Source organism: Desulfovibrio sp. An276 (assembly GCF_002159665.1).
Lineage (GTDB): Bacteria > Desulfobacterota > Desulfovibrionia > Desulfovibrionales > Desulfovibrionaceae > Desulfovibrio > Desulfovibrio faecigallinarum.
On record NZ_NFJC01000013.1, the window covers coordinates 18,009 to 44,258 of the forward strand.

Sequence of the window (26,250 nt, forward strand, 5' to 3'; positions counted from 1 at the left end):
ATTGTTTCCTATTGTCTAACTATACAAGTCAACTGTCCCCGGAAAAAGACAACCGGAGGCCAGGGCCTCCGGTTGTCTCGAGAGCTATGTGGGGTGCGAAACCCTAGCGGGCTTCACGGGCGTGGCTTTCACAGGCCTCGTCGGCCCTTGCCACGGACGCTGCAACGCGAGCTTCAAGGCTCTTTGCGTAGGCGTCGAGGTCTGCGATGGGGGTTTTTGCCACACCGCTTTCCATGGCTGCCTTCGCCACTGCCGGAGTCATGGTGGTGAGGATGCGCGGATCGAGAGGCATGGGCAGGATGTAGTCCCTGCCAAAGGACGGGGCCTTTTCAAGGTTGTAGGCCTTCAAAACCTCTGCCGGGATGGGTTCGTGGGCAAGGCTTGCGAGAGCATGGGCTGCGGCGAGCTTCATCTCCTCGTTGATGCAGGTTGCGTGCACGTCCAAAGCACCGCGGAAGATGTACGGGAAGCCGGAAACGTTGTTGATCTGGTTCGGATAGTCGGACCTGCCTGTGCCAATGATGGCGTCCTCGCGGGCAGCGCGCGCCTCCTCGAAGGAAATTTCCGGATCCGGGTTGGCAAGGGCGAAGATGACAGGATTCGGGGCCATGCTCTTCACCATATCCTGGTTCAGGATACCCTTCTTGGAAAGGCCGAGGAAGAGGTCCGCGTCCTTCATGCAGGTGGCGAGATCGCCGACATTGGTTTCTTGCGCAAACTCTTCCTTGTAGGCGTTCACGCCTGCGCGGCCCTTGTAGATAAGGCCCTTGCTGTCAAACATGTGGATATTCTTTGCTGGCACGCCAAGGAGGGTGTAGAACTTCGAACAGGCTATGCCGGCAGCGCCTGCGCCCACCACCACGATCTTCATATCGCTCATCTTCTTGCCAGTGATCTCGCAGGCGTTGATGAGGGCAGCGCCGGAAATGATGGCTGTGCCGTGCTGATCGTCGTGGAAGACGGGGATGTTCATGAGCTCTATGAGCTTGCGCTCTATGTAGAAGCACTCCGGAGCCTTGATATCCTCAAGGTTGATGCCGCCAAAAGTGGGCTCAAGGGCCTTGACTATGGCTATGAATTTGTCGGGATCAAGTTCGTCCACATCGATGTCGTAGGAGTCCACGTCGGCAAAATGCTTGAAAAGGCACCCCTTTCCTTCCATGACGGGCTTGCCTGCCAAAGCACCGATATTGCCAAGGCCAAGGACAGCCGTGCCGTTGCTCACGACACCCACAAGATTGGCCTTGCCAGTGTAGATGTTGGCAGATGCGGGGTCTGCCACTATTTCCCTGCAGGCCTCTGCAACGCCGGGGGAATAGGCCAGGGCCAGATCCCTCTGAGTATGAAAGGGCTTGATGGGCAGCACTTCAAGCTTTCCTGGGCGCGGGAAACGGTGGTAGGCGAGGGCGTCGGCCTTGAGATCTTGAGCCATGGCTAATCCTTGTTTGTATGGCACTGCCAGGGGCCCCTGGCAGAGGCTTGAGGGGAAAAAGAAAGGCCGCCCCAAACGGTGCTGAAGCGGCCGTCTCTTGCAAAAGTACTAGACCAGGCGACCGAGGAGTTCCATCCTGTCGCCGGGCAGGAGCATGATGGGCGGAATGTCGATGAGGGTGTAGCAACCGAAGCGCTCTTCCTGGCTTAAGCGCACAGCGGCCCTGGCGCTTGCCACCAAGACCTGGGCCGTGAGGGCAGGGTTGTTGATGCGCATCTCGAAGCGCAGCTGCTGGTTGTGGGCTGCACCCGAGGCGCCTATGCGCTCCATGACAACGCCGTGGGATGCGTCTGCCACAAGCTCGAGGGCTGCGCTATCCTTCACCACTGTGACCACGAGGGGATCGTGGGCAAAGTAAGGGTCTGCCTTGATGGCTGCCTCGACCTGCTCCCCTGTGTAGCCCTTTTCGAGGACCACATAGACGTGGCGGGAGTGGCGGCCACCGCCAAGGGGAATGGTGATGGCCGTTGCGTCGGCAACGCCCTCGATGGCGCGCACTGCTGCGCTGTGGCCCATGGAGCGGCCGCGGCCGAAGTTGGTGAAGGTGGTGCCCACAGGGGTCATGGCCTCGAAAAGGGCGCGCTGGACGGAGTCCGTGCCGGGATCCCAGCCTGCGGCTGTCACGGCTACTGCGTGACCCTTGATGGCTGCGTTTTCAAGGTGGCCCACGACTTCCACGATGCGATCGTGGATATCAAAGCTGTCCACTGTGCAAAAGCCTCTGGAGAGAAGCTCGCCGGCAGCGCCGGGGCAGAGGCGGGAAGGCAGGCCCATGATGACAACGTCGGGCTTTTCCACGTGTTCGCACAGGTCATCGAAGCTCGGAAAATCCGGAACTCCCCGCAGGTCGTAGGGGGTTGTGCCAATTGAGGTCTGACGGCGAACAACACCGACGCACGTGCAGTCCGGGACCAATTCGATGGCCCTCAAGACACAGCGGCCAATGTTGCCCAATCCGAGAATGGCAGCGGTAAAGGCCATGTTTTCTCCTGGTATGAATCTGAAGCGCTCAGGCTAAGTGGTTGAAAAACAAGGGGAGTCTCTCCTCCCGACTTCCAGGCGGGGCAACAGTATAGGGGGCTCAAAAAAGATACGCAAGAGCGAAAAAAGGTGAAATTTTGGGCAGGTCCAATGTCCGGGGTGGCTTTTGTGAAATGTATCTTGTGGCGAGAAGGGTGTGCCATCAGGAGCAATCGCTTCCCAAAAAACTTCCCGGACCCCGGACATCCTCGGCAAGGACAACACGGGCCCTTGCCAGATGCTCTTCGAAGGCAAGGGAGGGCACAACGAGATTGGGTGTCTTCTTTGGCAGCCCCTTGTGCAGGGGCTCTGGCTCGGATGGGTACCACTCGTTCATGGGCGAGAGCACAAGGGTGCAGGTTATGGGGATGTCTGGAAGGGCCCTTTTCAGGAGGGAACAGAGGCTTTTGCGCGCGCTCCTTGTGCAAAGATCCGCACAGATGAGGACGCCTTCCTCGCGTGTCCTGGCAGACTGCTCCTGGATGCGAAAGGCAAGCTCTGCAAAACCTTCCGAAGGCCCGGAATTTTCCAAAGCACCCGTATCCTCCAGCCAGATTGTGGCGCGCCCATTGGCAAGAAGCATAGTCTGGACTTCCTTTGCCCTGCCTTTTGTGCCGCAGACAAGGTGCAGGCCTGGGCCCTCGGAAACAGGGCCTTGCTCCGCAGGGGCTTGCCCTGCAAGAAGTTCTTCAGCAACCCGCAGGATCTCGAGGTTGCCAAGAAAGGCCTTGCCTTGCGTATCGGCAATGCTGCCCTGCATGTCGCAGTACATGAGCCGCACAAGGGTACGGAGGGCTGCTGCATCGTTGTTGCAAAAGGAGAGGGCTGACTTTGAGTCCGGCAGATTGTAGAAGGCAATGTGGTTTGAGGTAGCAGAAGCTATGCGGGCTATCTCCTCGTTTGTCAGGGGGAGAATGCCTGCCTTTCTCGCGGCAAGGCAGAAGTCAACGGCAGGCTGGACGCCCAGGGGACCGTGGCCGGCAAAGGACATGCGATAGCCTTGCCCGACCTTTGCCTCTTTCACTCTGGCTGTCAGGGGTTTGGCAAAGTCGTGCACAAGGGCTGTGGCGATATCCTCAAGGCCAAAGTCCGTCCGCTCAAGTGCTGCCTGCAACACAAGCATTGTGTGCGTCCAGACACTGTCCTCCATGTGATAGTCCGAAGTTGAGCCCGGATAGACCTGAGGTGTTGCCTTGAGGGCCAGGACAAGCTTCGGGCAGGCCGAATAGAGGAAGGTCACAAGATTTCTGCACAAAGTCTGGCGTTCGAGATCCATATGTCGTGTCCAGAAAACATGGGTTTTGGAGCAGGGCTTTTGCAGCCCTTACTGTGTGGACAGGGGAGTGGGAGTTCGTATCTCCCCTGCGACACCGTAGCCGAAAAAAAAGGGAGATTTTTGGGCAAAATGGCCCGGATTTTCGGACAGGCTATGGGCCTTCGTAAAAAAAAATTCAACTTTTTGTCAAAAAAAGCTTGCCAAGGAGGGGCGATTGCTGTAGGTATCTTTCTCGCGCCGAAGTGGTGGAATTGGTAGACACGCTAGGTTCAGGGTCTAGTTCTCGCAAGGGAGTGGGAGTTCGAGTCTCCCCTTCGGCACCATCAGAAAGCAACGGGCTGGAATCGAAAAGGGTTCCGGCCTTTTTTTGTGCCCGCCCTTCCTGTCTTCGAAAAGACGGAAAAGGCGGGCTAAATATACAAGGCGCTTCCTGGGGAGCAGAGTATTGTGCAGGACCGTGCGGACTGACCTATTTGCCGTTTCTTTCCAAAAGCCAGGTCTGCCAGGCGCGCAGGCATGCCTTCTGGGTTCCGTCCAGGCGCTTCATAACCTCTTCTTCCATGGCCTTTGGCAAAGGCCCGTAGAAGGCCTCGGCAATGCTTCCGGCAATGGCCGCCTGGGTGTCGCTGTCGCCGCCAAGCCAGATGGCAAGGCGTATGGCGTCCTCTGTGTCCGTGCTCTCCAGAAAGGCCGTGATGGCCTCGGGGACAGAGCCCTGGCAGGTGACGTCGAAACTGTAGCCGGGCTTGATTTGCGCAAGCGTGCGCCCCATGTCGTAGCCGTAGCGGGAGCCCACGTGGGTTTTGATGTCCTCTTTCGAGGAACCGTTGCGCGCAAGATAGATGGCTGTGGCAACAGCGCAGGCGCCCTTGATGCCCTCGGGATGGCCGTGGGTCACGCGGGCAGAGATGGTCGCATACTCCTCGGTCTCCTCAAGGCTTTGGCAGACCCATCCAACCGAGGAGACGCGCATGGCGGAACCGTTGCCAAAGCTGTAGCTCGAGCTTTGGCCGTTGGTCTCAAGCCAGCGCGTAAAGTTTCCCCCGTAGCCGGCATTGGGGTACATGTGCCCAAAGCGCAGCATGCTCTCGCGCACAAGTTTTTCTGTCGCGGCCTTGTTGCCGTAGCCATTGCGCATGGCATCCCCTATGGCGAGGGTCATGACGCTGTCGTCCGTAGGACGGGAGAATTTGCCAAAGAGGGGGAAGCTTTTCTTGTCTCCCCGCACAGGTCCCCATTCGTACATTGATCCGGCGATATCGCCGGCTATGGCTCCAAGCATGGGTCACCTCCTGAAAGTTCGCGGTTTGGCCCAGGGTTCGGACTTGTCCCATGTCCTTTTCGTCTATCGTATCTCTCTTTTCTCCTACCCTCAGGCAGGGCAAATGTCATGTGCCTCAAAGGCGGATAGGGCCGAAATGAAGCGGGCAGGAAGCCGTGATACGCGTTTTTTTCGGACAGGCTGGAAAAATGTTCATTTCATCCCTTGACATATATTCGATATCGAACTACTTTCCGTCCATGAGGCCGGCAGGAAATCAGCTCCTGTCGGCAGGATTTTTGTCCATACTGTTCGATGTCGAACATATATAAGGAGACCATCATGAGCACCATTTCTTCCACTACCATTGATCTTCAGGCACAAAGAAGCGAGCTGCACGATGCGCTGAATCTGACAGGTGCCGAAATTTCCGTAAACAACCTGCCAGCTGGTGCTGCTGTGCCCTTCGTGCATTCCCACAAGAATAACGAGGAAATCTACATGGTCCTGCAGGGCAGGGGCGAGGCTTGGGTGGACGGTACTGTCCACGAGCTTCATACAGGCAGCTGTCTCAAGATTGGCACGGGTGCTGCCCGCGCCATCCGCGCTGCAGAGGACAGCGCCCTCTCCTTTGTCTGTGTGCAGGTGAAGGAAGGCTCCCTTGAGGGCTACACCATGAGCGACGCAGAGCTTGTGAAGCCCGAAAACGGTCCTTCCTGGCTCGCCTAAGGGGCAAGGTTGTTGAGCAGTTGCCCGAAATGCCGCACTATCCGGAAAAATCCGGACGGGTACGGAACACCATCCGGGCAGGACGCAGGAAAGAAGTATCATGGACAACACAGAACTTCTTTGTGCACTTGAGCTGTACAGGCAATCCATAGACAATGCAGAGGATTTGAGCCTCGCGGAAAAAGTCTGGGAGACGGATTCTTCGGTCTCCATGATTTTCCCCCTGGGGCAGGCCCAGGGCTGGGACAATGTCCGCGACACTTTCTACAAAAAGGTCATGGTCGGTCGCTTTGACAAAAGGGAGCTTTGCGTTGTCGGGACATCCAGGAGTATCGTGCGCGAGAGCTTTGCCATAGTGGAATTCGACTGGGAATTCCACGCCCGCAAAAGGGAGGATGGCTCGTCCGTCAACACAAAGGGCCGCGAAAGCCAGGTGTACGAGAAGAAGGACGGCGCATGGCGCCTTGTCCACGTCCACTACTCGCAGCGCGTCTGATCCCGGAGCATTTGGGTAGCGATGCGCAAAAGACATGGGGCCGGATCCTTGTGATTACAAGGACCCGGCCCCGGTTTTTTTCGTACGTCCGAAAGGTGATGGGCTTTTGGGGCTAGTGCGCAGCCCCCCAGTCGCTGCCTATGCCGCAGTCCACCTTGAGTCTGGGCTCGAAGGGCACACCTTCCGGATCAACACCTTCCATGATGGCTACCACGCGCTCACCTGCCCTGCCGGCATTCTCCCACGGGGCTTCGAGGACAAGCTCGTCGTGAACCTGCAGGACCATTTTTGCCTTGAGCGCGGCAAGCTCTCCGTCCTGCCAGACTCTCAGCATGGCTATCTTTATGATGTCCGCTGCGGATCCCTGGATCACTGTGTTGATGGCCTGCCTGCGAGCCAGGGCCTGCTCCTGGGTATTGTTGGAGCTTATGTTTGGCAAAAGGCGCCTTCTGCCGCCGATGGTGGTCACAAAGCCATGCTCCATGGCCTCTTGTTCCACCCTTTCGTAAAAGTCCTTCAAACCGGTCAAACGCTCGAAGTAGCGGGCGATGAAGGCCTTGGCCTCGTTGGTATTCACCCCAATCTCGCGCGCCAGCTTTTGCGCGCCCATGCCGTAGATAAGGCCAAAGTTGATGGTCTTGGCATTGCGGCGCTGATCCCCTGTCACCTCTTCGGGTGCAAGGTCGTAGATGAGGGCAGCCGTGCGGGTGTGTATGTCCTCGTCGTTGGCAAAGGCCTGCAAAAGTTCCCTGTCCCGGCTCATGTGGGCAAGCACGCGCAGCTCTATTTGCGAGTAGTCGCAGCTTATGAGAAGCGAGCCCTTCTCGGCCACAAAGCAGGAGCGCATGCGCTTGCCAAGGGCCCCGCGCACGGGAATGTTCTGCAGATTGGGATTGCTGGAAGAAAGGCGCCCCGTTGCCGTGGCTTCCTGGTTGAAGGTGGTGTGCAGCCTTCCCTGATGGTCTGTGAGCTTTGGCAGGGGCTCAAGATAGGTCGAGCGCACCTTTTCCAGCTTGCGGAAACGGAGGATAGCGTCCACCACAGGATTGCCGGCAAGGCTTTCCAGGGCCTCCTGGCTTGTGGAGGGCTGGCCTGTGCGCGTCTTGCGCGAGGCGTGCAGTTTCAACTTTGTGTAGAGAATCTCGCCCAACTGCTGGGAGGAGCGCAGATTGAAGGTCTCCCCTGCAGCCTCGTAGATGTCCTGGGTCAGGGTGGAGAGCTCCTGGCGCACCTCGCCGAGGAAATTCTGAAAGGCAGCCATGTCTATGGATATGCCCGTATCCTCCATGTCCGCAAGGACTGCGGTGAGCGGAAGCTCAAGCGTGTGGTAGAGGCTGGCCAGGCCATCGCGCTCAAGCCTCTTTCTTCCCCATTCCTCCATGGCAAGGGCTACAAGCCCTGGCCCCTGCACATCCACGTCGTTGGGAAGCGAGGCCTGGCCCACAATGCGCTGCCATGTGTAGTTGCCCTCCTCGGGATTGAAGAGGTAGGCCGCAAGGCCAAGATCGTAGAGGCCCTGGCTTTTGGCCCGCAAAAGAAGGTTGTCGCGCCAGACACTTCCCTTGCGCATGAGCTCCTTTGCGCTTGCCACAACAAGGAGCCAGGCGGACGCGCTCCAGGAAGCAAGTTCTGCCTCGCCTCCCTGCCAGAGAAAGCTTTTTGGGGAAGCCGGAGTGTCCTTTTCCTGTTTATCCTGGAAGGCCAGGCCCACGCAGCGGGGGCCTTTTTCTCCCTCGGGCCAGATCACGGCAAGGCGCGCGCCCTGGCAGGAGGGCAGCTCGTCTGCGCTTTTAAGGGTGGGAAGACTTGCCACGGACGATCCCCTTGCAAGATCAAGAAGGCTTGCGCCCTCTCTTGCCCGCAAAATGTCCGTCTCGTCACGCGCCTGGGGCTCTGCCCTGGCTGCGCTTCCCTTTTGGGCTCTGGCCCTTTGGGGTGCGAGATCTGGTTCGGGTGTTTGCGCACTTTCCCTGCCAAGGGCCAGGATGTCCTGGAAGAGCTGGCGCAGTTCGAACTCCTTTGCGAGGGCAAGAGCCTGGTTCAGGTCCAGGGGGCGCACTGAAAGGTCATCCATGCCCAGATTCTGGCACTGGCTGGTGGAAAGGGTGGTGAGCTTTCTAAAGACAAACATCTCCTCAAGATGGCCGTCCAACTTTTTCTGATGCTTTGGCGAGAGCAGGGAGAATCGGTCGCGTATGGCCTCAAGGCCAGGGAAGTCCTTCAATATCTGCTGGGCTGTCTTGGGGCCAATGCCTGGAACGCCGGGAATGTTGTCCACACTATCGCCAGTGAGCGCCTGCAGATCGGCCCAGATGGCAATGGGTATGCCGGCCTCCTCCTCGACGCCCTTGGCAGTATAGATCTTTTCGTCCTTTCCTGCCGGATCCCACATGATGACATTGTCGTTCAGGCACTGCTTCAGATCCTTGTCAGCGGAGACAATGACCACAGGTCTCTCTTTTGAATACCTTGCGGCAAGCGAAGCTATGCAGTCGTCCGCCTCGCACCCTTTTGATTCCTCATAGTAGAGGCCAAGGGCCTGTACCATGCGCACTATGGGTTCTATCTGGCTTGCCAGAGCCTCCGGCATGGCAAGGCGGTTTGCCTTGTAGTCGGGATAGAGTTCGTGGCGGAAGTTCTTGCCGTGCCCATCCTTGAAGAAGGCAAAGTAGGCCGGCCTTTCCTTGCGCAAGATGCGCACAAGGATGCGGCTCACCACGGTCAGGGCTCCGGTGGGAAAACCGTCCGAGCGCTGCAGGGAGCTGTTGGCGTAAAAGCCCCTGTACATGTAGGCTGTGCCGTCCATGAGAAAGAGGGGCTTTTTGTCGGACGAAAAGTTGGCTGGCAGGGGCATGGCTGGGCTCCTTCGACACCTTGTTTTTTTTTGCTCCAAAGTCGGAAAGAAAGGTAAATACGCGCTCTTTGCTCAGTTTGTTCCCTGCAGGAAAAATGCCTTGGCATTTTGACAAGGGCAGGGCAAAAAACGTAGTTTCCTGAAAATGTGTCTTGGTACAAGACGTATCTTCGAATAACGCCGTATCGGAAAATGGCTTGCGGGAACTTTCCTCTGCAGTCCCGCTGTTTGTCAACAGGGGACATTTTTCAGGACAATGCCCAGGGCAGGACTTATGAGCGCAAACGAGACAGACAGGAAGGATACATCCCGGATCCCATCCCCTGCAGGGGATGGGGCCCATGCCTTGCAGCCGGACAGCATGGCAAGCCTTGCCCTTGTGCGGGAAGGGGATACTCTGCGTGTCACGCTTTCCGGGTCCTGGTCCCTTGAGGGAGTGCAGCCGGCAAAGAGCATGCAAAAGGCCTTCTCGCGCCTTGGCGAGGAGGGCCTAGCCTGCGTCGAGATTTGTGCGCAGGACCTTGGAGAGTGGGACAGTTCCCTTCTGGCCTTTGTGGTAGACATGCGAAGGGCGGCAGGCGCACATGGCCTGGCCTGCGAGCTTCTTTTGCCTGAGTCCATGCAGGACCTTTTGCGCCTTGCGTTCGCAGTCAAGAGCAGGGAAGGGTCCGAGAAGGAAAAGAGGAAGCTTGGCTTTCTGGAGGGCCTTGGCGCAAAGGCCCTTGAATTCCCTGCCAGGTTTTCCGATGTTCTGGAATTTGTGGGCGATATAGCACTCTCCCTGGGACGTCTTTTTCGCGGCAAAAGCGCCATGCGCAGCAAGGATTTTTTTGCCGCCATGTACGAGTGCAGCGTGGGCTCCCTTGCCATAGTGGCCATCACCAATCTGCTCTTCGGCCTGATCCTCGCCTTTGTGGGTTCCGTGCAGCTTGTCTCCTTTGGGGCCCAGATCTACGTGGCAGGCCTTGTGGGCATAGGCATGCTGCGCGTTCTTGGCGCAGTCATGGTGGGTGTTGTCATGTCCGGCCGCGTGGGCGCGGCCTACGCAGCCCTCATAGGCACCATGCAGGTCAACGAGGAGGTGGACGCTTTGGAAACCATGGGCATATCGCCCGTGGACTTCCTGGTTTTGCCGCGCCTTTTGGCTCTCACCATCATGATTCCCCTGCTCACTGTGGTGGCGGATCTCATGGGCATGGTGGGCGGCTTTCTTGTGGGTGTTGGCATCCTGGATCTTTCCCCTGCCCAGTACATTCAGTCCACCATCAATATGGTCAATTTCAAGCACGGCGTTGTGGGCCTTGCCTACGCCGTAAGCTTTGGCGTGGTCATAGCCTTTTTCGGCTGCTACCACGGCATGCGCTGCTCACGCAGCGCCCAGGGTGTGGGCCGTGCCACCACTACGGCCGTGGTGCACTCCCTTGTGGGCATCATCGTGAGCACGGCCATCATCACCATCATCTGCAATGTTCTCAAAATCTAGCGGAGGCCGTATGGCAAGCGGGTTGCAAACAATAGTCCCAAAGCCAGCGGGGACCGTTATCGAAGCCAAAAGCCTGACCGTAGGCTACGGAAGCTTCGTGCTCATGCGCGACGTAAGCTTTACTGTAGGGAAGGGAGAAATCTTCTTCATCATGGGGGGATCGGGCTGCGGCAAATCCACTCTCTTGCGTGTGCTCATGGGCTTGAAGGAACCCCAGGGGGGCGAGGTGACCTTTCTGGAAAAACCGTTTTGGCCAGGAACCCTTGCCGATCGCTACGAGGCAAGGCGGCGCAGCGGCGTCCTCTTCCAGGGCGGCGCCCTCTGGTCCTCCATGACCCTTGCGGAAAACGTATCCCTGCCCCTTGAGCAGTACACGTCGCTTTCGCAGGCGGAAATCCGCTCTCAGGCAAGGCTCAAGCTTGCCCTGACCGGTCTTGCCGGCTTCGAGGACTACTACCCCTCGGAAATTTCCGGAGGCATGCGCAAGCGCGCAGGCCTTGCCCGCGCCCTGGCCCTGGATCCGGCAGTCCTCTTCCTGGATGAGCCCTCGGCTGGCCTTGATCCCGTAAGCTCCCGCCTTTTGGACGATCTCATCCTCGAACTGCGCGAGAGCCTTGGCACAACCTTTGTCATTGTTTCCCACGAGCTCGCCAGCATCTACGCCATTGCGGACACCTGCATCTTTTTGGACGCCACAACGCGCGCCATGACTGCAATGGGCAATCCCCATGCCCTGCTCAAATCCCCGGACACGGACGAGGCAGCCATGCGCTTCCTTACCCGCGGGGAGGGAAGGCAAAAGGACTAGAGTCCCAACTCAAGGCCAGTATCAAGGTCACCATTGTCACCATCAGTGTTCCCGGAAAAAGCCTTGCCCTGCGAGCCTTTCCGGGCGTGAGAACTCCCATGCAACTAGAAAAACACAAGGCCGGAGTCGGTCTGTTCATTCTGGCTACCCTTGCCCTGCTCATTTGCGGAATCATCGCCCTTGGTGGCGGCAGGTACTTTTCCCGCGACACGGAATACGTTCTCTACTTCGACTCCTCCGTGAACGGCCTGACCATAGGATCCCCGGTTATGCTCAGGGGCGTCCCCTTGGGGGCTGTCACGCGCATAACCCTTATGACCGGTGCCAGCGACACAGGAGTGACTACGCCCGTGAACATCCGCATCAATGCGGATAATCTGGTGCAGGCCTCTGGCGAGCGTGTGCACGACGAGGTGGCGGAGCAGGAAATCATCCGTACCATGATAAGCAAGGGCATGCGCGCCCAGCTGCAGACAGCAAGCCTGCTCACCGGTCAGGCGCGCATACAGCTCGACTTCTACCCGGACGTGCCCGCCAGATTCCGTTCGCCAACACCGCTTCTGGAAATCCCCACCGTGGCCTCGCCCATAGAGTCTTTGCAGAAAAGTTTGAGCAAGGTTCCAGTGGAGGAGATGGCAGCCCGCCTGCAAAACTCCCTTGTCCTCATCAACGAATTTCTGGCAAGCGGCAGTCTGCAGCGCACAGTGGAAGCCATGGAGGCAACTCTAACGACCACCAACAGCCTTTTGCAGGATCTCGGGGACGCGCCTGCGCTGGTTGAGAAGATCCTTGCCAATCTCGCTGTCAGCACAGATGCCGTGAAGAAAGAGACGCCGGCAACCCTTGCAGAGTTCCGCAAGGCCCTGCAGGACTTTGGTGCGGCAACAGCCCAGCTGAAGGTTTTTGCCTCGGCCGCAACCGAGCTTGTGAGCCCGGACGCTGTGCTTTCCAACAATCTTGAGCGCCTCTTGCGCGACGGAGCAGCCGCAGCGCGCTCTCTGCGCAATTTTGCAGACACCCTCGAACGCAATCCCGAGTCCATCCTGCGCGGCCGCCAGGGGGCCTATTAGGAGATAATTCATGAGAACATTGCGTCTGTCCATCCTGAGTCTTGTTCTGTGCGCTCTTTTGACAGTCCTTTTGTCCGCCTGTTCGAGCAGACCAACGGATTTCTACATGCTTGCGGCAGACACGGAACCCTTGAGCGCCGCAACAATGCCCGAGACCACCCTGGCCCTTGGGGGTATCATGATACCGGCCTATCTCGACAGGCCGAGCGTGGTCGTTCTGGCAGGCGAGGGAACAGGACTTACAGTTCCCCGCTTCAACGTCTGGGCAGAGCCCCTGCAGCAGGGCTTACGCAGGGTCATGGCAAGCATGCTGGCAAAGCCCCTGTACGAGGAGGGCGTAACCGTCCTTCCCAGGGGTGCCGACAGGGGTGATACGGATTTTGCCCTGCACATGGAAATCGTGCGCCTGGACGCGGACGCCAATGGCAATGTGGTACTCGAAGCGCGCTGGACCCTGGTCAACAGGGAAGACAAGCGCGTGGCGGGCAGGGGAAGCTTTGCTGCCAGCGACAAGATTGATATGCCCGCCTTTGGCAGCAGTGCCATGTTCAACAGCGTTGTCGAGGCGGAAAGCAGGCTCGTGCAGACCTACGCCAAGGAACTTTCCGCTGAACTCAAGCGCATTGTTCGCAAGGAAAGGGCCAGGGGCACAGCAAGAACAGGGAGAGACAGATAGGCAGGGAGTAGATGTATTCGAAGACGGTCATGCCAGTGGAAATGCCAAAGGGCGGACGCATCTACGTTCTCAAGAACGGCTATGTGTACTGGGCCTCGGAGTGGCATTGGGACAGGGAAAAGAAAAGGACCTTGGACAATCGCGTCTGCATAGGAAAGAAGGTCGAGGACAGGGAAGGATGGCTCTACCCCAACGCGAGGTATTTCGATCTGTTTGGGGAAGAGAAGCCGGAAATCCCCTGGTACAGCCGAAAAAGGCCAGATTCTGATTTCTGATTTGTGTCTGATCCAGAAAAATCGGCTTGCCTTGCAAGAAACGCCACGAAAAAGGGCCCAGGGTGATGCACCCTGGGCCCTTGAAGTATGCTTACAGAATCAGACTAGAAGGCCTGTCTGTAGATTTCGGCGACAGCAGCGTCGGTCATCCTGCGGGGGTTGGTGAGACCGCAGGCGTCCTTCTGGGCGTTGGCAGTCATGATCGGGATATCGTCCTCGCTGACCTGCACGCCGTACTTTGCTGCGCAGGCGCGGATGTTGGCGGGGATTTCCACATCCTGGGACAGGGTGCGAATGGCCTTGATGGCGAGGCGGGAAGCTTCGTCAGAGGTCTTGCCCTTGGTCAGTTCGCCAAGGAGTTCGGCGATGCGGCCGAAGCGGCGGCGGCTGGAGATACGGTTGTATTCGCAGACGTAGGGCAGGAGGATGGCGTTGCATTCGCCATGGGGCAGGTTGTAGAAGCCGCCGAGCTGGTGAGCCATGGCGTGCACGTGACCCAGGCTTGCGTTGTTGAAGGCCATGCCGGCGAGGTACTGGGCATAGCACATGCCTTCACGGGCTTCCTTGTCTGTGCCGTTGGCAACTGCGCGGCGCAGGTAACGGTTGATGTATTCCATGGCCTTTTCGGCGCAGGCGTCGGTCATGGGGGTGGCTGCGGTGGACACGTAGGCTTCCACAGCGTGGGTCAGGGCGTCCATACCGGTGGCAGCGGTCAGTGCTGGGGGCATGCCCATCATGAGGACGGGGTCGTCGATGGCAACGGAAGGGGTGCAGCGCCAGTCAACGATGGCCATCTTCACCTTGCGGCTGGTGTCGGTAATGATGCAGAAGCGGGTCATTTCCGAAGCCGTGCCGGCGGTGGTGTTCACTGCGATGTAGGGCGGGAAGGGTTTGCTGGACTTGTCCACGCCTTCGTAGTCATGGATCTTGCCGCCGTTGCCAACCACAAAGCCGACGCCCTTGGCACAGTCATGGGAGGAGCCGCCACCGATGGAGATGAGGCTGTCGCACTTGTTGTCATTGTAGGCGGCAGTGGCTGCCTCGACATTCTTGTCGGTGGGGTTCGGGACGGTTTCGTCGTAGATGGCGTAGTTGACGCCACCAGCGTCGAGAATGTCGGTCACCTGCTTCAGAACGCCACAGGCAACAATGCCCTTATCTGTAACGATCAGCGGCTTGGCTCCGCCGATGGATTTCAGTCTGTTGGGGATTTCCTTGGAGCAACCTTGTCCAACCAGAGTAACTGTGGGGATGAAGAAAGACGTAACCTGGCCCATGTGCATGCTTTTCAGTTCAGAACTCATGTGGTTCCTCCTAAGAACGTAAGAAAAAGAAGTCTGACTACAAGGATTTTTGGGGGTTGTTTAAAAATTTCCTTTGATAATTTATCTTTTCAGGTTGCAATACAGGCATATGTAAGGCGATGTCTGTATGCAACATGTAGGCTTAGCTTCCTTGTATCTCAATTTTGCAGGTCTGGCAATATGTCCAGACATTTTTTTCAACAACTTTTTTATTTTTTTTGAGGAAAAACAATTGTGATAAATGGTACAAGCTGCAAAACACAAATGGATTTTTGGGAACGGTAGCCTTGTGAAGCGGGTAACTATTTGACAATGCACAAAAAAATATCCCCCGAAACTGGAGTTTCAGGGGATATGCTGCGTGCTTTTTTGCACAATGGCAGGCATCTTGGGCTGCCGCAAGGGACAAAAATATTTTTTTAGCGCTTGTTGACCATGACCTTGGCCGGGCGAACAAGCCTGCCCTGCAGGCTGTAGCCGCCCTGCATGACACAGGCAATGCTGTCGTTCGGCAGATCTTCCCTGCTCTGAGTGCCAATGGCCTCGTGCAGGGCAGGATCGAAGACATCGCCCTCCTTGCCTACGCGCTCAAGGCCGTGCTTTGCGCAGGCATCGAGCAAGAGCTTCTGGGTCATTTCCACACCCTGCAGAAGGTTCTTGCAGGCCTCGTCCCTTGAGCCGTAGGTGATGGCGAGTTCAAGGTTGTCCAGGGAGGGGATGAGATCCTTCATGACGTTTTCGGCAGCGTACTTCAAATGCTCGCCGTGCTCGCGGTTGAGGCGCTTCTTGAAGTTCTCAAGTTCTGCCAGATTGCGCAGGCGGATGTCGCGGATTTCTTCCTCCGTGGCCTTGCGCAGGGCTTCCATGGCCGAGCGCAAATTCTCGGCCTCCTTTTCAAGATCCTCGTAGGAAGGCTTTGCCTCTTCCTCGCCGGCATTTTCTTCCTCGGGGGCCTTCTCCCCGGCTTCGGCTGCAGCCTCGCTCTGGGCCTCGTCACCGATTTTTTCGTTTCCCTGTTCAGCCTCGGACTCTTCCCTGGGGGCTTCCTCGGTCACGATTTCCACGGGGATTTCCACTGCACCCTCGGGGATGTCCTGATCTTTCACGGACTGTTCGCTGGCTGCCCTTTCCTGGGTGGTTGTATCTTTTTGTCTCTCATCCATGATGTTTCCCTCGAAATTTTGCTTTGGCCCAGCTTCCTCCATATATTTTATTAAAGGAAGGGCCCTGGACAAAGTCTGACGTATCTTGCGTCATAGCCTTGCGAAAATGCAAACTAAGTCCGCTTTGGCTTTTGTCTAGACGGTAAGGCCATGCAAGCCTTCTGTCAGCACAAGGGGGCAAGCCCCAAATCAAGGTATTTTTCGGCAAGGTCCGTTTCCTCGCGCGTTATGGAAATGCGGGCCCTGTCCACTTCTGGCAGAGCTGCAAGACAGACGTGTACTTCCTTTCCCAGGGAAAGGAGAGCGTCCTTTTTCATGAACATGGACGCGGGACAGACCCTGTAGAGGTAGAGTCTGCCGTTTACAAGGACATAGGGGAAGATGTTGCAGGCTATGGGGCGAAGTGTATTGTCCAGTTTGCAGCCTTTTGGGCCAAGGGCCCTGCAGCCGCGCTTATCAAGGGCAGCCGTGTGGCTGTCAAGAAGGTAGAAGTCGTCGGCCGTTCTTTGCGAGACCTGACTGTCGAGCAGGGCCATGGGAAAGGGTGTGGTCTCTTCCTGCGGGCCGCAGCAAAAGCGGCACTTGGGACAATAGGGGTTTTGGACAACCTGGCCGCAAAGGCGCATGTCCATACGGTGGGGAAATATTTTTGCCCACCTTTCCCTGAAGCCTGCTATCCTTTCGCTCTCCGACACATCCATACTGGTATGACCTCCATGTCCATTGCTGAATATGCTTTCAAGGTAGGCACGACATGCCCCTTGGCAAGGGGATTGCCCTAGTCAAAGTCCGCCAGAAGGCTTGCGAGATGCATGCAGGAAGGGACCTTGTCCGTATTTTTGAGCTGGGATGTAAGGCGGAAGATGGCGTTGGTCAGGGTCGTTGAGGAAACACCGCTTTTTATGGATTCGTAGGCCTCGAGATAGGCGCCCAAGAGATCGCAGGCCTTGACTATCTGGCCGTCCAGGGGATGCTCCGCATCTGTATCGTGCTTTGTGTCCAGTTCGGCAAAGCCTGCCAGAGCTCTGGTTTCGGCCTCTGGCTCCTTCGGGAGAAGTATGCGCTCACAAAATTCCGAGTCCGTGCCAAGGCCAAGGTAGTAGCCCAAAAGTGTGCCGAGAACACTTTCCTTTGCCGTACGCAGGGAAGCAAAGATGCGTCTGTCGAGCTCCTCTGCCTCGTATTCGCGTATGAGGCGCGCAAGCTCGTCCGAGGACTGTTTCACTGGCGAGATGATGTCGCGGGTGAGCAGTTCCGGCAGATCGTGGAAGAGGCCGCAGAAGAAATTGTTGACCATGCGCGCCGTGCAGGCCCCGTGTGCAAGGGTATAGAGGTAAGCAAGGGAACCTACAAGGAACATGTGGCCCAGAACGTCCGTCTGAGGAATGCGGGGGATCTGCGTCCAGCGCACCTGAAAGCGCAGCTGGCCACTGAAGTTGGCAAGGCGGGAGATGGCAGAATGAGCGTCCAGGATTTCGGAAAGGCCTGTCACCTCTTCGCTCATGGCCGTAAGGTCCCTGTCAAAGTTTTCCGCAATGAGAGGCATTTCCGCATCAAAGGAATTTAAGGGCTCTATGAGCCTGAACTCCCAGCGCGAGGCAAAAAGGTGGGCGGCCTTGAGGATGGTCCTTGCCTTGCCAAAGCTTTCCCGCTCGCTATGCCATTCCCGAAAGCGATCCCAAAAGGATCCCAAGGGCGAGAGCACAGGAGCGAGGGTCGCAAAGACATAGGCCGCAAGCTTTGTGTAGCGCTCGTTGTCCTCGCGTATGCGGTAGAAAAGCGGAGGCTTTATGTCCGTGACCACTGTGCGGAAGAGGTAGTCGAAAAGTGCGCCCTCAATGATCTGCTGTGCAAGAGCGTAGTCACTGGCATCGGGCAGTCCCTTCAAAGTTCTTGTCCAGAGAAGGTGGGCCACGATCATCTTGTGGGCCTGCTTGTCCAGTTCTGCTAGGTGGCAGGGCCGCAGCTTGTCGTTCCAGCGCTGCATGTAGGCGCCACAAAAAAGCTGGCGCAAAAGGCCCTTGCGGACAAGGGCAGGGGAGGAGACACCCGCCTGGGAAGAAAGGGAGGATGGGTTGTACATGTGAAAAGTCCGGACAGAAAAATATGCAGGGAAAAACACGCCTTTTTGTGACATGACGCGATCTTTGCCTTGACAAGATGGGGAAAACTCTATAGGGGAGACCGTTCAAGGCAATTCCACTGTCCCCGTTTGGTGGTAGCCTTGCATCAGGCACAACAAATTTTCTATCGAGCGGCAGCCAAATTCTGGCGCCGACGGAGTTTTGCTTTATGAAGACCTTCAGCCCCACACCCAAGGACATCGACCGCAAGTGGTACGTTGTCGATGCCCAGGATCAGGTGCTCGGACGTCTGGCCACCCAGATTGCCCACCGCCTGCGTGGCAAGCACAAGCCCGAATTTGCTCCCCACATGGACAACGGGGACTTCATTATCGTGGTCAACTGCGATAAAATCAAGGTGACCGGGACCAAGATGGACAAGAAGCTGTACTACCGCCATTCCGGCTGGGTAGGCGGCCTGAAGTCCACCACTCTTGCCGACATGCTGGCCGAGAAGCCCGAGCGCGTGCTCGTGGCTGCCGTGAAGGGCATGCTTCCCAAGAACCGTCTCGCCCGTCATATGCTGAAGAAGCTCAAGGTGTATGCCGGACCCGAACATCCCCACACCGCTCAGCAGCCTCAGCCCTTGACGCTGCCCTATTAAAAAGGAGTGATCCATGAGCACTGCTTTCCATTACGGCACCGGACGGCGCAAGACTGCTACTGCCCGCACCCGCATCTACACGGGCACAGGCAACATCGTGGTGAACGGTCGTCCCTACCAGGAATATTTCAACCGCAAGACCCTGCAGATGGTCGTGAACCAGCCCCTGAAGCTGGTCAGCCTTGACGACAAGCTCGACGTGCATGTCAATGTCTGTGGCGGCGGCAACGCCGGCCAGGCCGAAGCTGTGCGTCACGGCATCAGCCGCGCCCTGCTTCTGCTTGATCCGGGCCTGCGCAGCGTCCTGAAGAAGGCCGGTTTCCTCACCCGCGATTCCCGCAAGAAGGAACGCAAGAAGTACGGTCTGCGCGCAGCTCGCGCCCGTTACCAGTACAGCAAGCGTTAATATTTCGCAGAGTCATCTGCACCGTATATGGAAACGACAGTCTCTTGTTTTTTGGGGGACTGTCGTTTCTTGTATCCAAAGCTTGCGCCCCAAGCTTGTATCCAAGGAATATCAAGGAGGTTCTACATGGCACTGGATCCCCGTCAGGTCCCCGACTGGCAGATTGCCCTGGACGCCGAAAAGAATATGAAAACGATCGAGACCCTTGCCGGAGAGCTCGGTCTCGAAAAGCAGGAAGTCCTGCCCTATGGACACTATATGGCCAAAATCGAGGATCGCGCCATCCTCAACCGCCTGGCCTCCCGTCCCAACGGCAAATACATTGACGTGACTGCCATCACCCCCACTCCCCTTGGCGAGGGCAAGTCCACCACGACCATCGGCCTTGTGCAGGGTCTTGGCAAGCGCGGCAAGAAGAGCACTGCTGCCATTCGCCAGCCCTCCGCAGGACCTGTCATGGGCATGAAGGGATCCGCTGCCGGCGGCGGCCTTGCACAGTGCATTCCCCTTGAACCCTACAGCCTCAACTTTACCGGCGACATCCACGCCATCACCCAGGCCAACAATATGGCCATGGTGGCCCTGACCGCCAGGATGCAGCACGAGCGCAACTACACGGACGAAAAGCTCCTTGCCCTTTCGGGCATGCCCCGCCTGAACATAGATCCCACCAGGGTGATCATGAACTGGGCCATGGACTTCTGCGTTCAGTCCCTGCGTAATGTCATCATCGGCATCGAGGGCGAGGGCAGGCGCAACGACGGCTTTATGATGAACTCCCACTTTGTCATCACTGCCGCATCGGAAGTCATGTCTATCCTCTCCCTGGCAACGGACCTTGCCGATTTGCGCAGGCGCCTTGGCAAGATCGTGGTCGCCCTGGACAGAAACGGCAAGCCCGTGACCACCGAGGATTTGCAGGTGGCAGGCGCCATGACCGCCTGGCTCACCACTGCCATCAAGCCCAACCTTATCCAGACCCTGGAAGGCCAGCCCGTGTTCGTGCACGCAGGCCCCTTTGCCAACATCTCCCTGGGCCAGAGCTCAGTCATAGCCGACAAGGTGGCCCTGAAGCTCTCCGACTACCACGTGACGGAATCCGGCTTCGGTTCGGAAATCGGCTACGAGAAGTTCTGGAACATCAAGTGTCGCAGAAGCGGCCTTGCTCCAGACGCAGTGGTCATTGTGGCCACCATCCGTGCCTTGAAGCGCCACGGTGGTGCACCCGCGCCCGTTCCCGGCCGTCCCATGCCCGAGGACTACACGAAGGAGAACGTGGGCCTTGTGGAGAAGGGTTGCGAGAACCTTCTGCGCCACATCGAAATTGTACAGAAGTCCGGAGTTTCGGCAGTGGTCTGCCTGAACGCCTTTGTGACAGACACCAAGGAAGAGATCGCTGCTGTCAGGCGTTTTTGCGACAACGCTCATGCCCGTTTTGCAGTGTCCGAACACTGGGCAAAGGGCGGCGACGGTGCTCTTGAACTGGCAGACGCAGTGCTCGACGCCACAAGCGAGAAAGCCAGCTTCAAGCCCCTGGTCACGCCCGACCAGCCCTTTGCAGAGCGCATCAGCCGCATTGCCAGCGAGGTCTACGGCGCTGACGGCGTTGACTTCACGGATCTTGCACAGGCAAGGCTCAAGGAATTGCAGGCCCGCGAGGACGCTCATGAACTCGACGTCTGCATGGTCAAGACGCAGTACTCCCTCTCCGACAATCCGAAGCTGAACGGTGCGCCCAAGGGATGGCGTCTTTCCGTGCGCGACGTTCTCTTCCACGGCGGAGCCGGCCTTGTCATCCCCGTGGCAGGCGACATCAGCCTCATGCCCGGAACAGGCTCGAGGCCTGCCTACCGCAACATTGACGTGGACACCGAAACGGGTGTTGTGAGCGGCCTCTTCTAAACAAAAGAGGACAAATCGTATGTGCCGGACAGGGGACAAAATCCTCTGCCCGGCACCTTGTTTTTTGTGGGCCTGGAAGAAAATAGGGCAAAAGCCAGGGCCAACGACCAGCGGGGTTTGGCAAAAGGGCCTGACAAGCGTGCGAAAAATTTTTTTTGTTTCGCAATTTCTTAACTTTTTGCTTGCTTTTGTGTATACAGGGAACTTGGCTGGCGTCTTCTCTGCCCCTTGCAAGGCTTGCGCCTTAGACCTTTCCTGCAAAGAGAAAGGGCCTCTTGTGCGAATCTTTAGGCCAATCCCCTTCAAACCTGGACCCGAAACGCATTTTCGGGCGGCAAAAGCCTTCCCCCGGCTCGGGGATGGATTGCAGTTGTTTTTTGGGGGTATGCGGCGCCGTTTCTCCAACCTTTTACGCAAGTAGGAGATAAGATGAAATTTGCAAAGTCTCTTGTGGCCGTGCTGGCCATGGCGGGTTTTTGCCTTGGTGCTGCGCCCTTCGCCGGTGCAGCCGACCAGGGCCCTGTCAAAATTGGAGTGTACCTGCCTCTTACGGGACAGAACGCCTTTGGCGGCCAGCTTGAGCTCGACGGCGTCAGGCTTGCCCACAAGGAAATGCCCAAGGTCCTCGGTCGCGATGTTGAGCTTGTTGTCGTGGACAACAAGTCCGACAAGGTTGAAGCCGGCAATGCCGTGAAACGCCTTATCGAGCGCGACAACGTCAGCGCCATCATCGGCACCTATGGCTCCTCCCTGGCTCTGGCCGGCGGCGAGGTGGCAGAAAAGGGCAAGACCCCTGCCGTTGGTACTTCCTGCACCAATCCCCTGGTGACCATGGGCAAGAAGTACTACTTCCGTGTGTGCTACATCGACCCCTGGCAGGGCGCTGCTGCGGCCACCTATGTCTACAACAACCTCGGCTTCAAGAAGGCCGGCATCCTCATGGACATGACCAACGACTACGCCGTGGGTCTTGCCTCCTTCTTCAAGCGTTCCTTCAAGAAGCTCGGCGGCGAGATTGTCGCTGACCTCAAGTACAGCTCCGGCGACCAGGACTTCACTGCCCAGCTGACTGAGCTTATCAAGCAGAAGCCCGATGTGGTCTTCATGCCCGCCTACTTTGCCGAAGGCGCCATCATCATGAAGCAGGCCCGCGAACTCGGCGCCACCTTCCGCCTCATGGGCGCTGACGCCATGGACAACCCCGACACAGTGAAGCTCGGCGGCAAGGCTGTGGAAGGCTTCCTGCACACCACCTTCCCCTACGACGCCAAGATGCCCAACATGAGCGCCGAAGCCAAGAAGTTCACCGAAGTGTGGTACGCTGCCAATCCCGGCAAGGACCCCAACGTCAACGCTGCCCTTGGCTACAATGCCTACTATCTGATTCTTGACGCCATCACCCGCGCCAATTCCGACAAGCCTCAGGCCATCACAGAGGCTCTCGCCAAGACCAAGAATCTGTCCACTCCTCTCGGCAGCCTCTCCATCAACGCGACCCACGACGCAGAAATGCCCGTTGGTATCATTGAATACCGCAACGGTCAGCGCGTGTACCTCACCGAAGTCACACCCAAGTAGCCTTTCTCTTCTTTTGCCGGGCATGTCCCCCAAAAAGGGGGCATGTCCGGCTTTCGCTCATTGTCGTAAAGACTTCCTGGGGGGATCTCAATGAGCCTGGAAATGTTTCTTCAGCACTGTTTCAATGCGCTGACACTGGGGTCGCTCTACGCCCTGATAGCCATTGGTTACACCATGGTCTACGGCGTTTTGCGTCTCATCAACTTCGCCCACGGCGACATATTGATGGTCGGAGCATACTTTGTCTTCTTCGGGACCTTCGCCTTTGGCTGGCCCTGGGGTGTTTCCGCCATCGTGGCCGTCTGTGGCGCAAGCCTTTTGGGCGTTTTGGTGGAAAGGGTGGCCTACAGACCCCTGCGCGAGGCTCCGCGCATTTCGGCCCTCATTTCCGCAATTGCCGTGTCCTTCTTCATAGAAAGCCTGGCTGTGGTGGTCTTTACCGGCCAGCCCCGTCCCGTGCTGCAGCCCGACTGGCTCATCAGTGAATGGCAGTGGGGCAATATCCGCATCCTGAAGCTCACGGCCTTTGTGCCCGTCATGACTGCCGTGCTGGTGGCAGGCCTGCTCTACATTCTCTACCGCACGAAACCTGGCCTTGCCATGCGCGCCATCTCCAAGGACATCGAGACAACAAGGCTTATGGGCGTGCGTGTGGACAACATCATTGCCTTTACCTTCGCGGTCGGTTCCGCGCTTGCTGCTGCCTCTGGCATCATGTGGGCTCTGCGTTACCCCCAGGTGCATCCCTACATGGGCATTATGCCGGGTCTGAAAGCCTTTGTGGCAGCAGTCGTTGGCGGTATCGGCTCCGTTCAGGGCGCAGTGATAGGCGGTGTCATTCTCGGTTTCGTGGAAATCATGTCCATCGCCTTCTTCCCGGAAATGTCCGGATACCGCGACGCCTTTGCCTTCATCATTCTGGTTCTTGTGCTCGTCTTCAAGCCTACTGGCCTGCTAGGTGAGAATCTGAAGGAGAAGATCTGATGCGGTTCAATCGTACTACCTTCATATGCCTGGCACTCATGGCCGCGGGCGGGCTGTTTCTGACCCAGGCGGACATGTTCCTGGGCAACTACCAGCTCTATATTCTGAAGCTTTTCTTCATCAACGCCATTCTGGCCCTGTCTTTGAACCTCATCTACGGATTCACAGGCATGTTCTCCCTCGGGCACGCCGGATTCATGGCTCTTGGCGCCTACATGGCAGCCCTGTGCATCCTGCCGCCCGAACAAAAGGAGATGATGTGGATTCTGGAACCCATCATCTGGCCTTTCTCGGATCTTTTCACGCCCTTCTGGCTTGCAGTCATTTTGGGTGGCCTTGTGGCCTTCATATTTGCCCTCTTCATAGCAGTGCCTGCTCTCAGATTGGGTGACGACTACCTTGGCATTGCCACCCTGGGCTTTGCAGAAATCATCCGCGTTCTTCTGACCAATGCCACACCCATCACCAACGGTTCCTTGGGCATCAAGGGTATACCGGATTCAGCGACACTCTTGACCTGCTATGTGTGGATGCTGATAACCCTTGTGGTCATTGCGCGCATTGTCTACGGCAACTTTGGCAATGTTCTGCGCTGCATCCGCGACAACGAGATCGCGGCCCAGGTTATGGGCATCAACGTCTTTGGCTACAAGGTCATGTCCTTTTGCGTGGGCGCCTTCTTTGCAGGCGTTGGCGGCGCACTGCTTGGCAGCCACCTTTCCACCATCGACCCCAAGATGTTCAACTTCCTTCTGACCTTCCAGGTGCTCATGTATGTGGTTGCAGGCGGCCTTGGTTCCCTGACGGGTTCCATCCTTGGCGCTGGTATCATCACAGTGCTGCTTGAGTGGCTGCGCGCCATAGAAGAGCCCATGGACTTCTTCGGCCTTGTGGAAATTCCGGGCATCCCTGGCATGCGCATGGTGGTCTTCTCGGTGCTCTTGCTTGCCATCATTCTCTACCGCAGAGAAGGCATCATGGGCTCCAGGGAAATCACCATTGATGGAATAGGCAGATTCTTCCGCCGCCTCACAACCAGAACAGCAGGGAGGGAAGGATAATGAGCTTTACTGTTCCCAGTCCCACGGACGCCCTGCTTTCTGCACAGAATGTCACCATGCGTTTTGGCGGCATCGTGGCAGTGAACGAAATGAACGTTGCCCTGCCCAAGGGCAGCATTTGCGGTATCATTGGTCCCAACGGTGCCGGCAAGACGACGCTGTTCAACATTCTGAGCGGCTTTTACACACCCACAGAGGGTGACGTGATCTTCGCTGGCAAGTCCATACGCAAGAAGAGCCCGGACCAGGTCTGCAAGCTCGGCATGGCAAGGACCTTCCAGAACATCCGCCTCTCAAGTCAGATGACGGTTCTTGAAAACGTCATGGTCGGCTGTCATGTGCGCCGCCACTGCTCCTGGTGGATGGCAGCCCTTGGCCTTCCCAACTACTACCGCGAGGAAGGAGAGATCAGGGAAAAGGCCCGCGCCCTGGTGGACAAGGTGGACCTTGGCTCCATGCAGAACGAAAAGGCAGGCTCGCTTCCCTACGGCGCCCAAAGGCGCCTCGAGATTGCCAGGGCCCTTGCCACAGAACCAAGGCTTCTTTTGCTGGACGAGCCGGCAGCAGGCATGAACCCCCAGGAAAGCCTAGATCTCATGCATTTCATTCGCCAGATTCGCGACGAATTCGATCTGACGATTTTGCTTATCGAGCACGACATGAAGGTTGTCATGGGTGTGTGCGAATACATCTGGGTCATGGAATACGGGGCCCTGATTGCCGAGGGCGAGCCCGCGGAAATCCAGGCAAACCCGGAGGTCATTCGCGCCTACCTTGGCGATGACTTCGTCAAGGAAAGCTAGGAGGCAATAATGTCCACGCCCGACATCATGTTGGAAATCAAGGATCTGTACGTCAACTACGGCGGCATCTGCGCTGTGCAGGGCGTCAATCTGAACATCAGGCGCGGCAGCATCGTAACCCTTGTAGGCGCCAACGGCGCAGGCAAGAGCAGCATCATCCGCAGTATTGCCGGCCTGAACCGCCAGGTGACAGGCGACATTCTCTTTTCGCGCAAGCAGGGCGACAAGGCAGAATCCATCATAGGTCTCAAGCCCGAAAACATGGTCCGCAGGGGCATCAGCCTTTCTCCGGAAGGCAGGCGCATCCTTCCCCATCTGACAGTGCAGGAAAACCTCATGCTCGGGGCCTATTCCCGCAACGACAAGGAAGGCATCCAAAAGGACATCGAGCGCGTCTATGAGCTCTTCCCCCGCCTTGAGGAGCGTCACTGGCAAAAGGGCGGAACACTGTCCGGTGGCGAGCAACAGATGCTTGCTGTCGGCAGGGCGCTCATGAGCCAGCCGGATCTCATTATGCTGGACGAGCCCTCTCTTGGCCTCGCACCTCTCCTCGTCAAGGAAATCTTCAGCATTATCGAACGCATTCATGAGACAGGCATGACTGTCCTGCTTGTGGAACAGAACGCCTTTGCGGCCCTCAATGTCGCGGACTACGCCTACATCCTGGAAGTGGGACGCATAGCCCTTGAGGGTACAGGCAAGGAACTGCTCGCCAACCCCCAGGTGCGCGCAGCCTACCTTGGCGGCTAGGAATTCTGCCCCTCATCAATTTTGTGGCCCTTCTCCCGGACATGGAAGAAGGGCCTTATTCTTGGCCTCAGGGAGAGGACATCCCAGGACCTATACGTCAATATCGATTTCGTACTTGTCGTCGATGAGCAG

Annotated in this window: 24 protein-coding genes and 1 tRNA gene; 16 read left to right on the top strand and 9 right to left on the bottom strand. The window is 57.4% G+C overall.

Annotated elements, in window-relative coordinates; genetic code table 11:
- Positions 1-103 precede the first annotated feature (103 nt).
- The 3 genes from B5F76_RS06885 to B5F76_RS06895 form a co-directional block, all read right to left on the bottom strand.
- Positions 104-1,432 (bottom strand): malic enzyme-like NAD(P)-binding protein, encoded by a 1,329-nt coding sequence (locus tag B5F76_RS06885; protein WP_087352651.1) that lies wholly within the window; start codon positions 1,430-1,432, stop codon positions 104-106.
- A 108-nt stretch (positions 1,433-1,540) separates the two neighbouring features.
- On the bottom strand, positions 1,541-2,473 hold the full coding sequence (locus B5F76_RS06890) for a diaminopimelate dehydrogenase (protein ID WP_087352653.1): 933 nt from the start codon (positions 2,471-2,473) through the stop codon (positions 1,541-1,543).
- 202 nt (positions 2,474-2,675) lie between these two features.
- On the bottom strand, positions 2,676-3,788 hold the full coding sequence (locus B5F76_RS06895; RefSeq protein WP_087352655.1) for a hypothetical protein: 1,113 nt from the start codon (positions 3,786-3,788) through the stop codon (positions 2,676-2,678).
- A gap of 236 nt (positions 3,789-4,024) precedes the next feature.
- On the opposite strand from B5F76_RS06895, the gene B5F76_RS06905 reads away from it, so the two are divergent.
- Positions 4,025-4,111 (top strand) — tRNA-Leu (locus B5F76_RS06905).
- Positions 4,112-4,257: 146 nt separating this feature from the next.
- Here the strand turns inward: B5F76_RS06905 and B5F76_RS06910 are convergent.
- The gene (locus tag B5F76_RS06910) at positions 4,258-5,070 is read right to left on the bottom strand and encodes an ADP-ribosylglycohydrolase family protein (protein ID WP_087352659.1); all 813 of its coding nucleotides are present in this window, start codon (positions 5,068-5,070) and stop codon (positions 4,258-4,260) included.
- Positions 5,071-5,391: 321 nt separating this feature from the next.
- Between B5F76_RS06910 and B5F76_RS06915 the strand changes: the two genes are divergently transcribed.
- Together B5F76_RS06915 and B5F76_RS06920 are read left to right on the top strand one after the other, a co-directional pair.
- Positions 5,392-5,778 (top strand): cupin domain-containing protein, encoded by a 387-nt coding sequence (locus tag B5F76_RS06915; RefSeq protein ID WP_087352661.1) that lies wholly within the window; start codon positions 5,392-5,394, stop codon positions 5,776-5,778.
- A 100-nt stretch (positions 5,779-5,878) separates the two neighbouring features.
- Complete coding sequence (locus B5F76_RS06920) at positions 5,879-6,274, top strand: DUF4440 domain-containing protein (protein WP_087352663.1); 396 nt, start codon at positions 5,879-5,881, stop codon at positions 6,272-6,274.
- 112 nt (positions 6,275-6,386) lie between these two features.
- Here the strand turns inward: B5F76_RS06920 and polA are convergent, their stop codons facing one another.
- Positions 6,387-9,128 carry a DNA polymerase I gene (gene polA, locus B5F76_RS06925; protein WP_087352665.1) on the bottom strand — a complete coding sequence of 914 codons (2,742 nt, stop codon included), beginning with the start codon at positions 9,126-9,128 and terminating at the stop codon, positions 6,387-6,389.
- Between the two features lie 256 nt (positions 9,129-9,384).
- Here polA and B5F76_RS06930 point away from each other — a divergent pair, with 256 nt between their 5' ends.
- From B5F76_RS06930 to B5F76_RS06950, 5 genes are all read left to right on the top strand, one after another.
- Complete coding sequence (locus B5F76_RS06930) at positions 9,385-10,611, top strand: MlaE family ABC transporter permease (RefSeq protein ID WP_239406987.1); 1,227 nt, start codon at positions 9,385-9,387, stop codon at positions 10,609-10,611.
- A 10-nt stretch (positions 10,612-10,621) separates the two neighbouring features.
- Complete coding sequence (locus B5F76_RS06935) at positions 10,622-11,419, top strand: ABC transporter ATP-binding protein (protein ID WP_087352667.1); 798 nt, start codon at positions 10,622-10,624, stop codon at positions 11,417-11,419.
- Positions 11,420-11,517: 98 nt separating this feature from the next.
- A complete protein-coding gene (locus tag B5F76_RS06940) occupies positions 11,518-12,489 on the top strand; it encodes an MlaD family protein (RefSeq protein ID WP_087352669.1) in 972 nt (323 codons plus the stop codon).
- Between the two features lie 10 nt (positions 12,490-12,499).
- The gene (locus B5F76_RS06945; protein ID WP_087352671.1) at positions 12,500-13,165 is read left to right on the top strand and encodes a PqiC family protein; all 666 of its coding nucleotides are present in this window, start codon (positions 12,500-12,502) and stop codon (positions 13,163-13,165) included.
- 11 nt (positions 13,166-13,176) lie between these two features.
- Positions 13,177-13,440 (top strand): hypothetical protein, encoded by a 264-nt coding sequence (locus tag B5F76_RS06950; RefSeq protein ID WP_087352673.1) that lies wholly within the window; start codon positions 13,177-13,179, stop codon positions 13,438-13,440.
- 104 nt (positions 13,441-13,544) lie between these two features.
- On the opposite strand, the gene B5F76_RS06955 is transcribed toward B5F76_RS06950, so the two are convergent.
- From B5F76_RS06955 to B5F76_RS06970, 4 genes are all read right to left on the bottom strand, one after another.
- Positions 13,545-14,744, bottom strand: coding sequence for an iron-containing alcohol dehydrogenase (locus tag B5F76_RS06955; protein WP_087352675.1), 1,200 nt, complete (start codon positions 14,742-14,744; stop codon positions 13,545-13,547).
- A 419-nt stretch (positions 14,745-15,163) separates the two neighbouring features.
- On the bottom strand, positions 15,164-15,907 hold the full coding sequence (locus B5F76_RS06960; protein ID WP_087352746.1) for a nucleotide exchange factor GrpE: 744 nt from the start codon (positions 15,905-15,907) through the stop codon (positions 15,164-15,166).
- A 164-nt stretch (positions 15,908-16,071) separates the two neighbouring features.
- On the bottom strand, positions 16,072-16,539 hold the full coding sequence (locus B5F76_RS06965) for a hypothetical protein (RefSeq protein WP_162608739.1): 468 nt from the start codon (positions 16,537-16,539) through the stop codon (positions 16,072-16,074).
- Positions 16,540-16,685: 146 nt separating this feature from the next.
- A complete protein-coding gene (locus tag B5F76_RS06970; RefSeq protein ID WP_087352679.1) occupies positions 16,686-17,990 on the bottom strand; it encodes an HD domain-containing protein in 1,305 nt (434 codons plus the stop codon).
- A gap of 209 nt (positions 17,991-18,199) precedes the next feature.
- On the opposite strand from B5F76_RS06970, the gene rplM reads away from it, so the two are divergent.
- The 8 genes from rplM to B5F76_RS07015 all read left to right on the top strand — a co-directional run bounded on the left by rplM (position 18,200) and on the right by B5F76_RS07015 (position 26,118).
- Entirely contained in the window at positions 18,200-18,634 is a 435-nt protein-coding gene (gene rplM / locus B5F76_RS06975; RefSeq protein WP_087352681.1) for a 50S ribosomal protein L13, read from the top strand.
- Positions 18,635-18,647: 13 nt separating this feature from the next.
- Positions 18,648-19,040 carry a 30S ribosomal protein S9 gene (gene rpsI, locus B5F76_RS06980; protein WP_087352683.1) on the top strand — a complete coding sequence of 131 codons (393 nt, stop codon included), beginning with the start codon at positions 18,648-18,650 and terminating at the stop codon, positions 19,038-19,040.
- Positions 19,041-19,166: 126 nt separating this feature from the next.
- The gene (locus tag B5F76_RS06985; protein ID WP_087352685.1) at positions 19,167-20,942 is read left to right on the top strand and encodes a formate--tetrahydrofolate ligase; all 1,776 of its coding nucleotides are present in this window, start codon (positions 19,167-19,169) and stop codon (positions 20,940-20,942) included.
- A gap of 429 nt (positions 20,943-21,371) precedes the next feature.
- Entirely contained in the window at positions 21,372-22,520 is a 1,149-nt protein-coding gene (locus tag B5F76_RS06995) for an ABC transporter substrate-binding protein (protein WP_087352689.1), read from the top strand.
- A 90-nt stretch (positions 22,521-22,610) separates the two neighbouring features.
- On the top strand, positions 22,611-23,504 hold the full coding sequence (locus B5F76_RS07000) for a branched-chain amino acid ABC transporter permease (RefSeq protein ID WP_087352691.1): 894 nt from the start codon (positions 22,611-22,613) through the stop codon (positions 23,502-23,504).
- A complete protein-coding gene (locus tag B5F76_RS07005) occupies positions 23,504-24,565 on the top strand; it encodes a branched-chain amino acid ABC transporter permease (protein ID WP_087352693.1) in 1,062 nt (353 codons plus the stop codon). The genes B5F76_RS07000 and B5F76_RS07005 overlap by 1 nt, the downstream gene beginning before the upstream one ends.
- Positions 24,565-25,368 (top strand): ABC transporter ATP-binding protein, encoded by an 804-nt coding sequence (locus B5F76_RS07010; protein ID WP_204218347.1) that lies wholly within the window; start codon positions 24,565-24,567, stop codon positions 25,366-25,368. Before B5F76_RS07005 ends, B5F76_RS07010 begins: the two co-directional genes overlap by 1 nt.
- A 27-nt stretch (positions 25,369-25,395) precedes the next feature.
- Positions 25,396-26,118 carry an ABC transporter ATP-binding protein gene (locus tag B5F76_RS07015; RefSeq protein ID WP_087352748.1) on the top strand — a complete coding sequence of 241 codons (723 nt, stop codon included), beginning with the start codon at positions 25,396-25,398 and terminating at the stop codon, positions 26,116-26,118.
- Positions 26,119-26,250 lie beyond the last annotated feature (132 nt).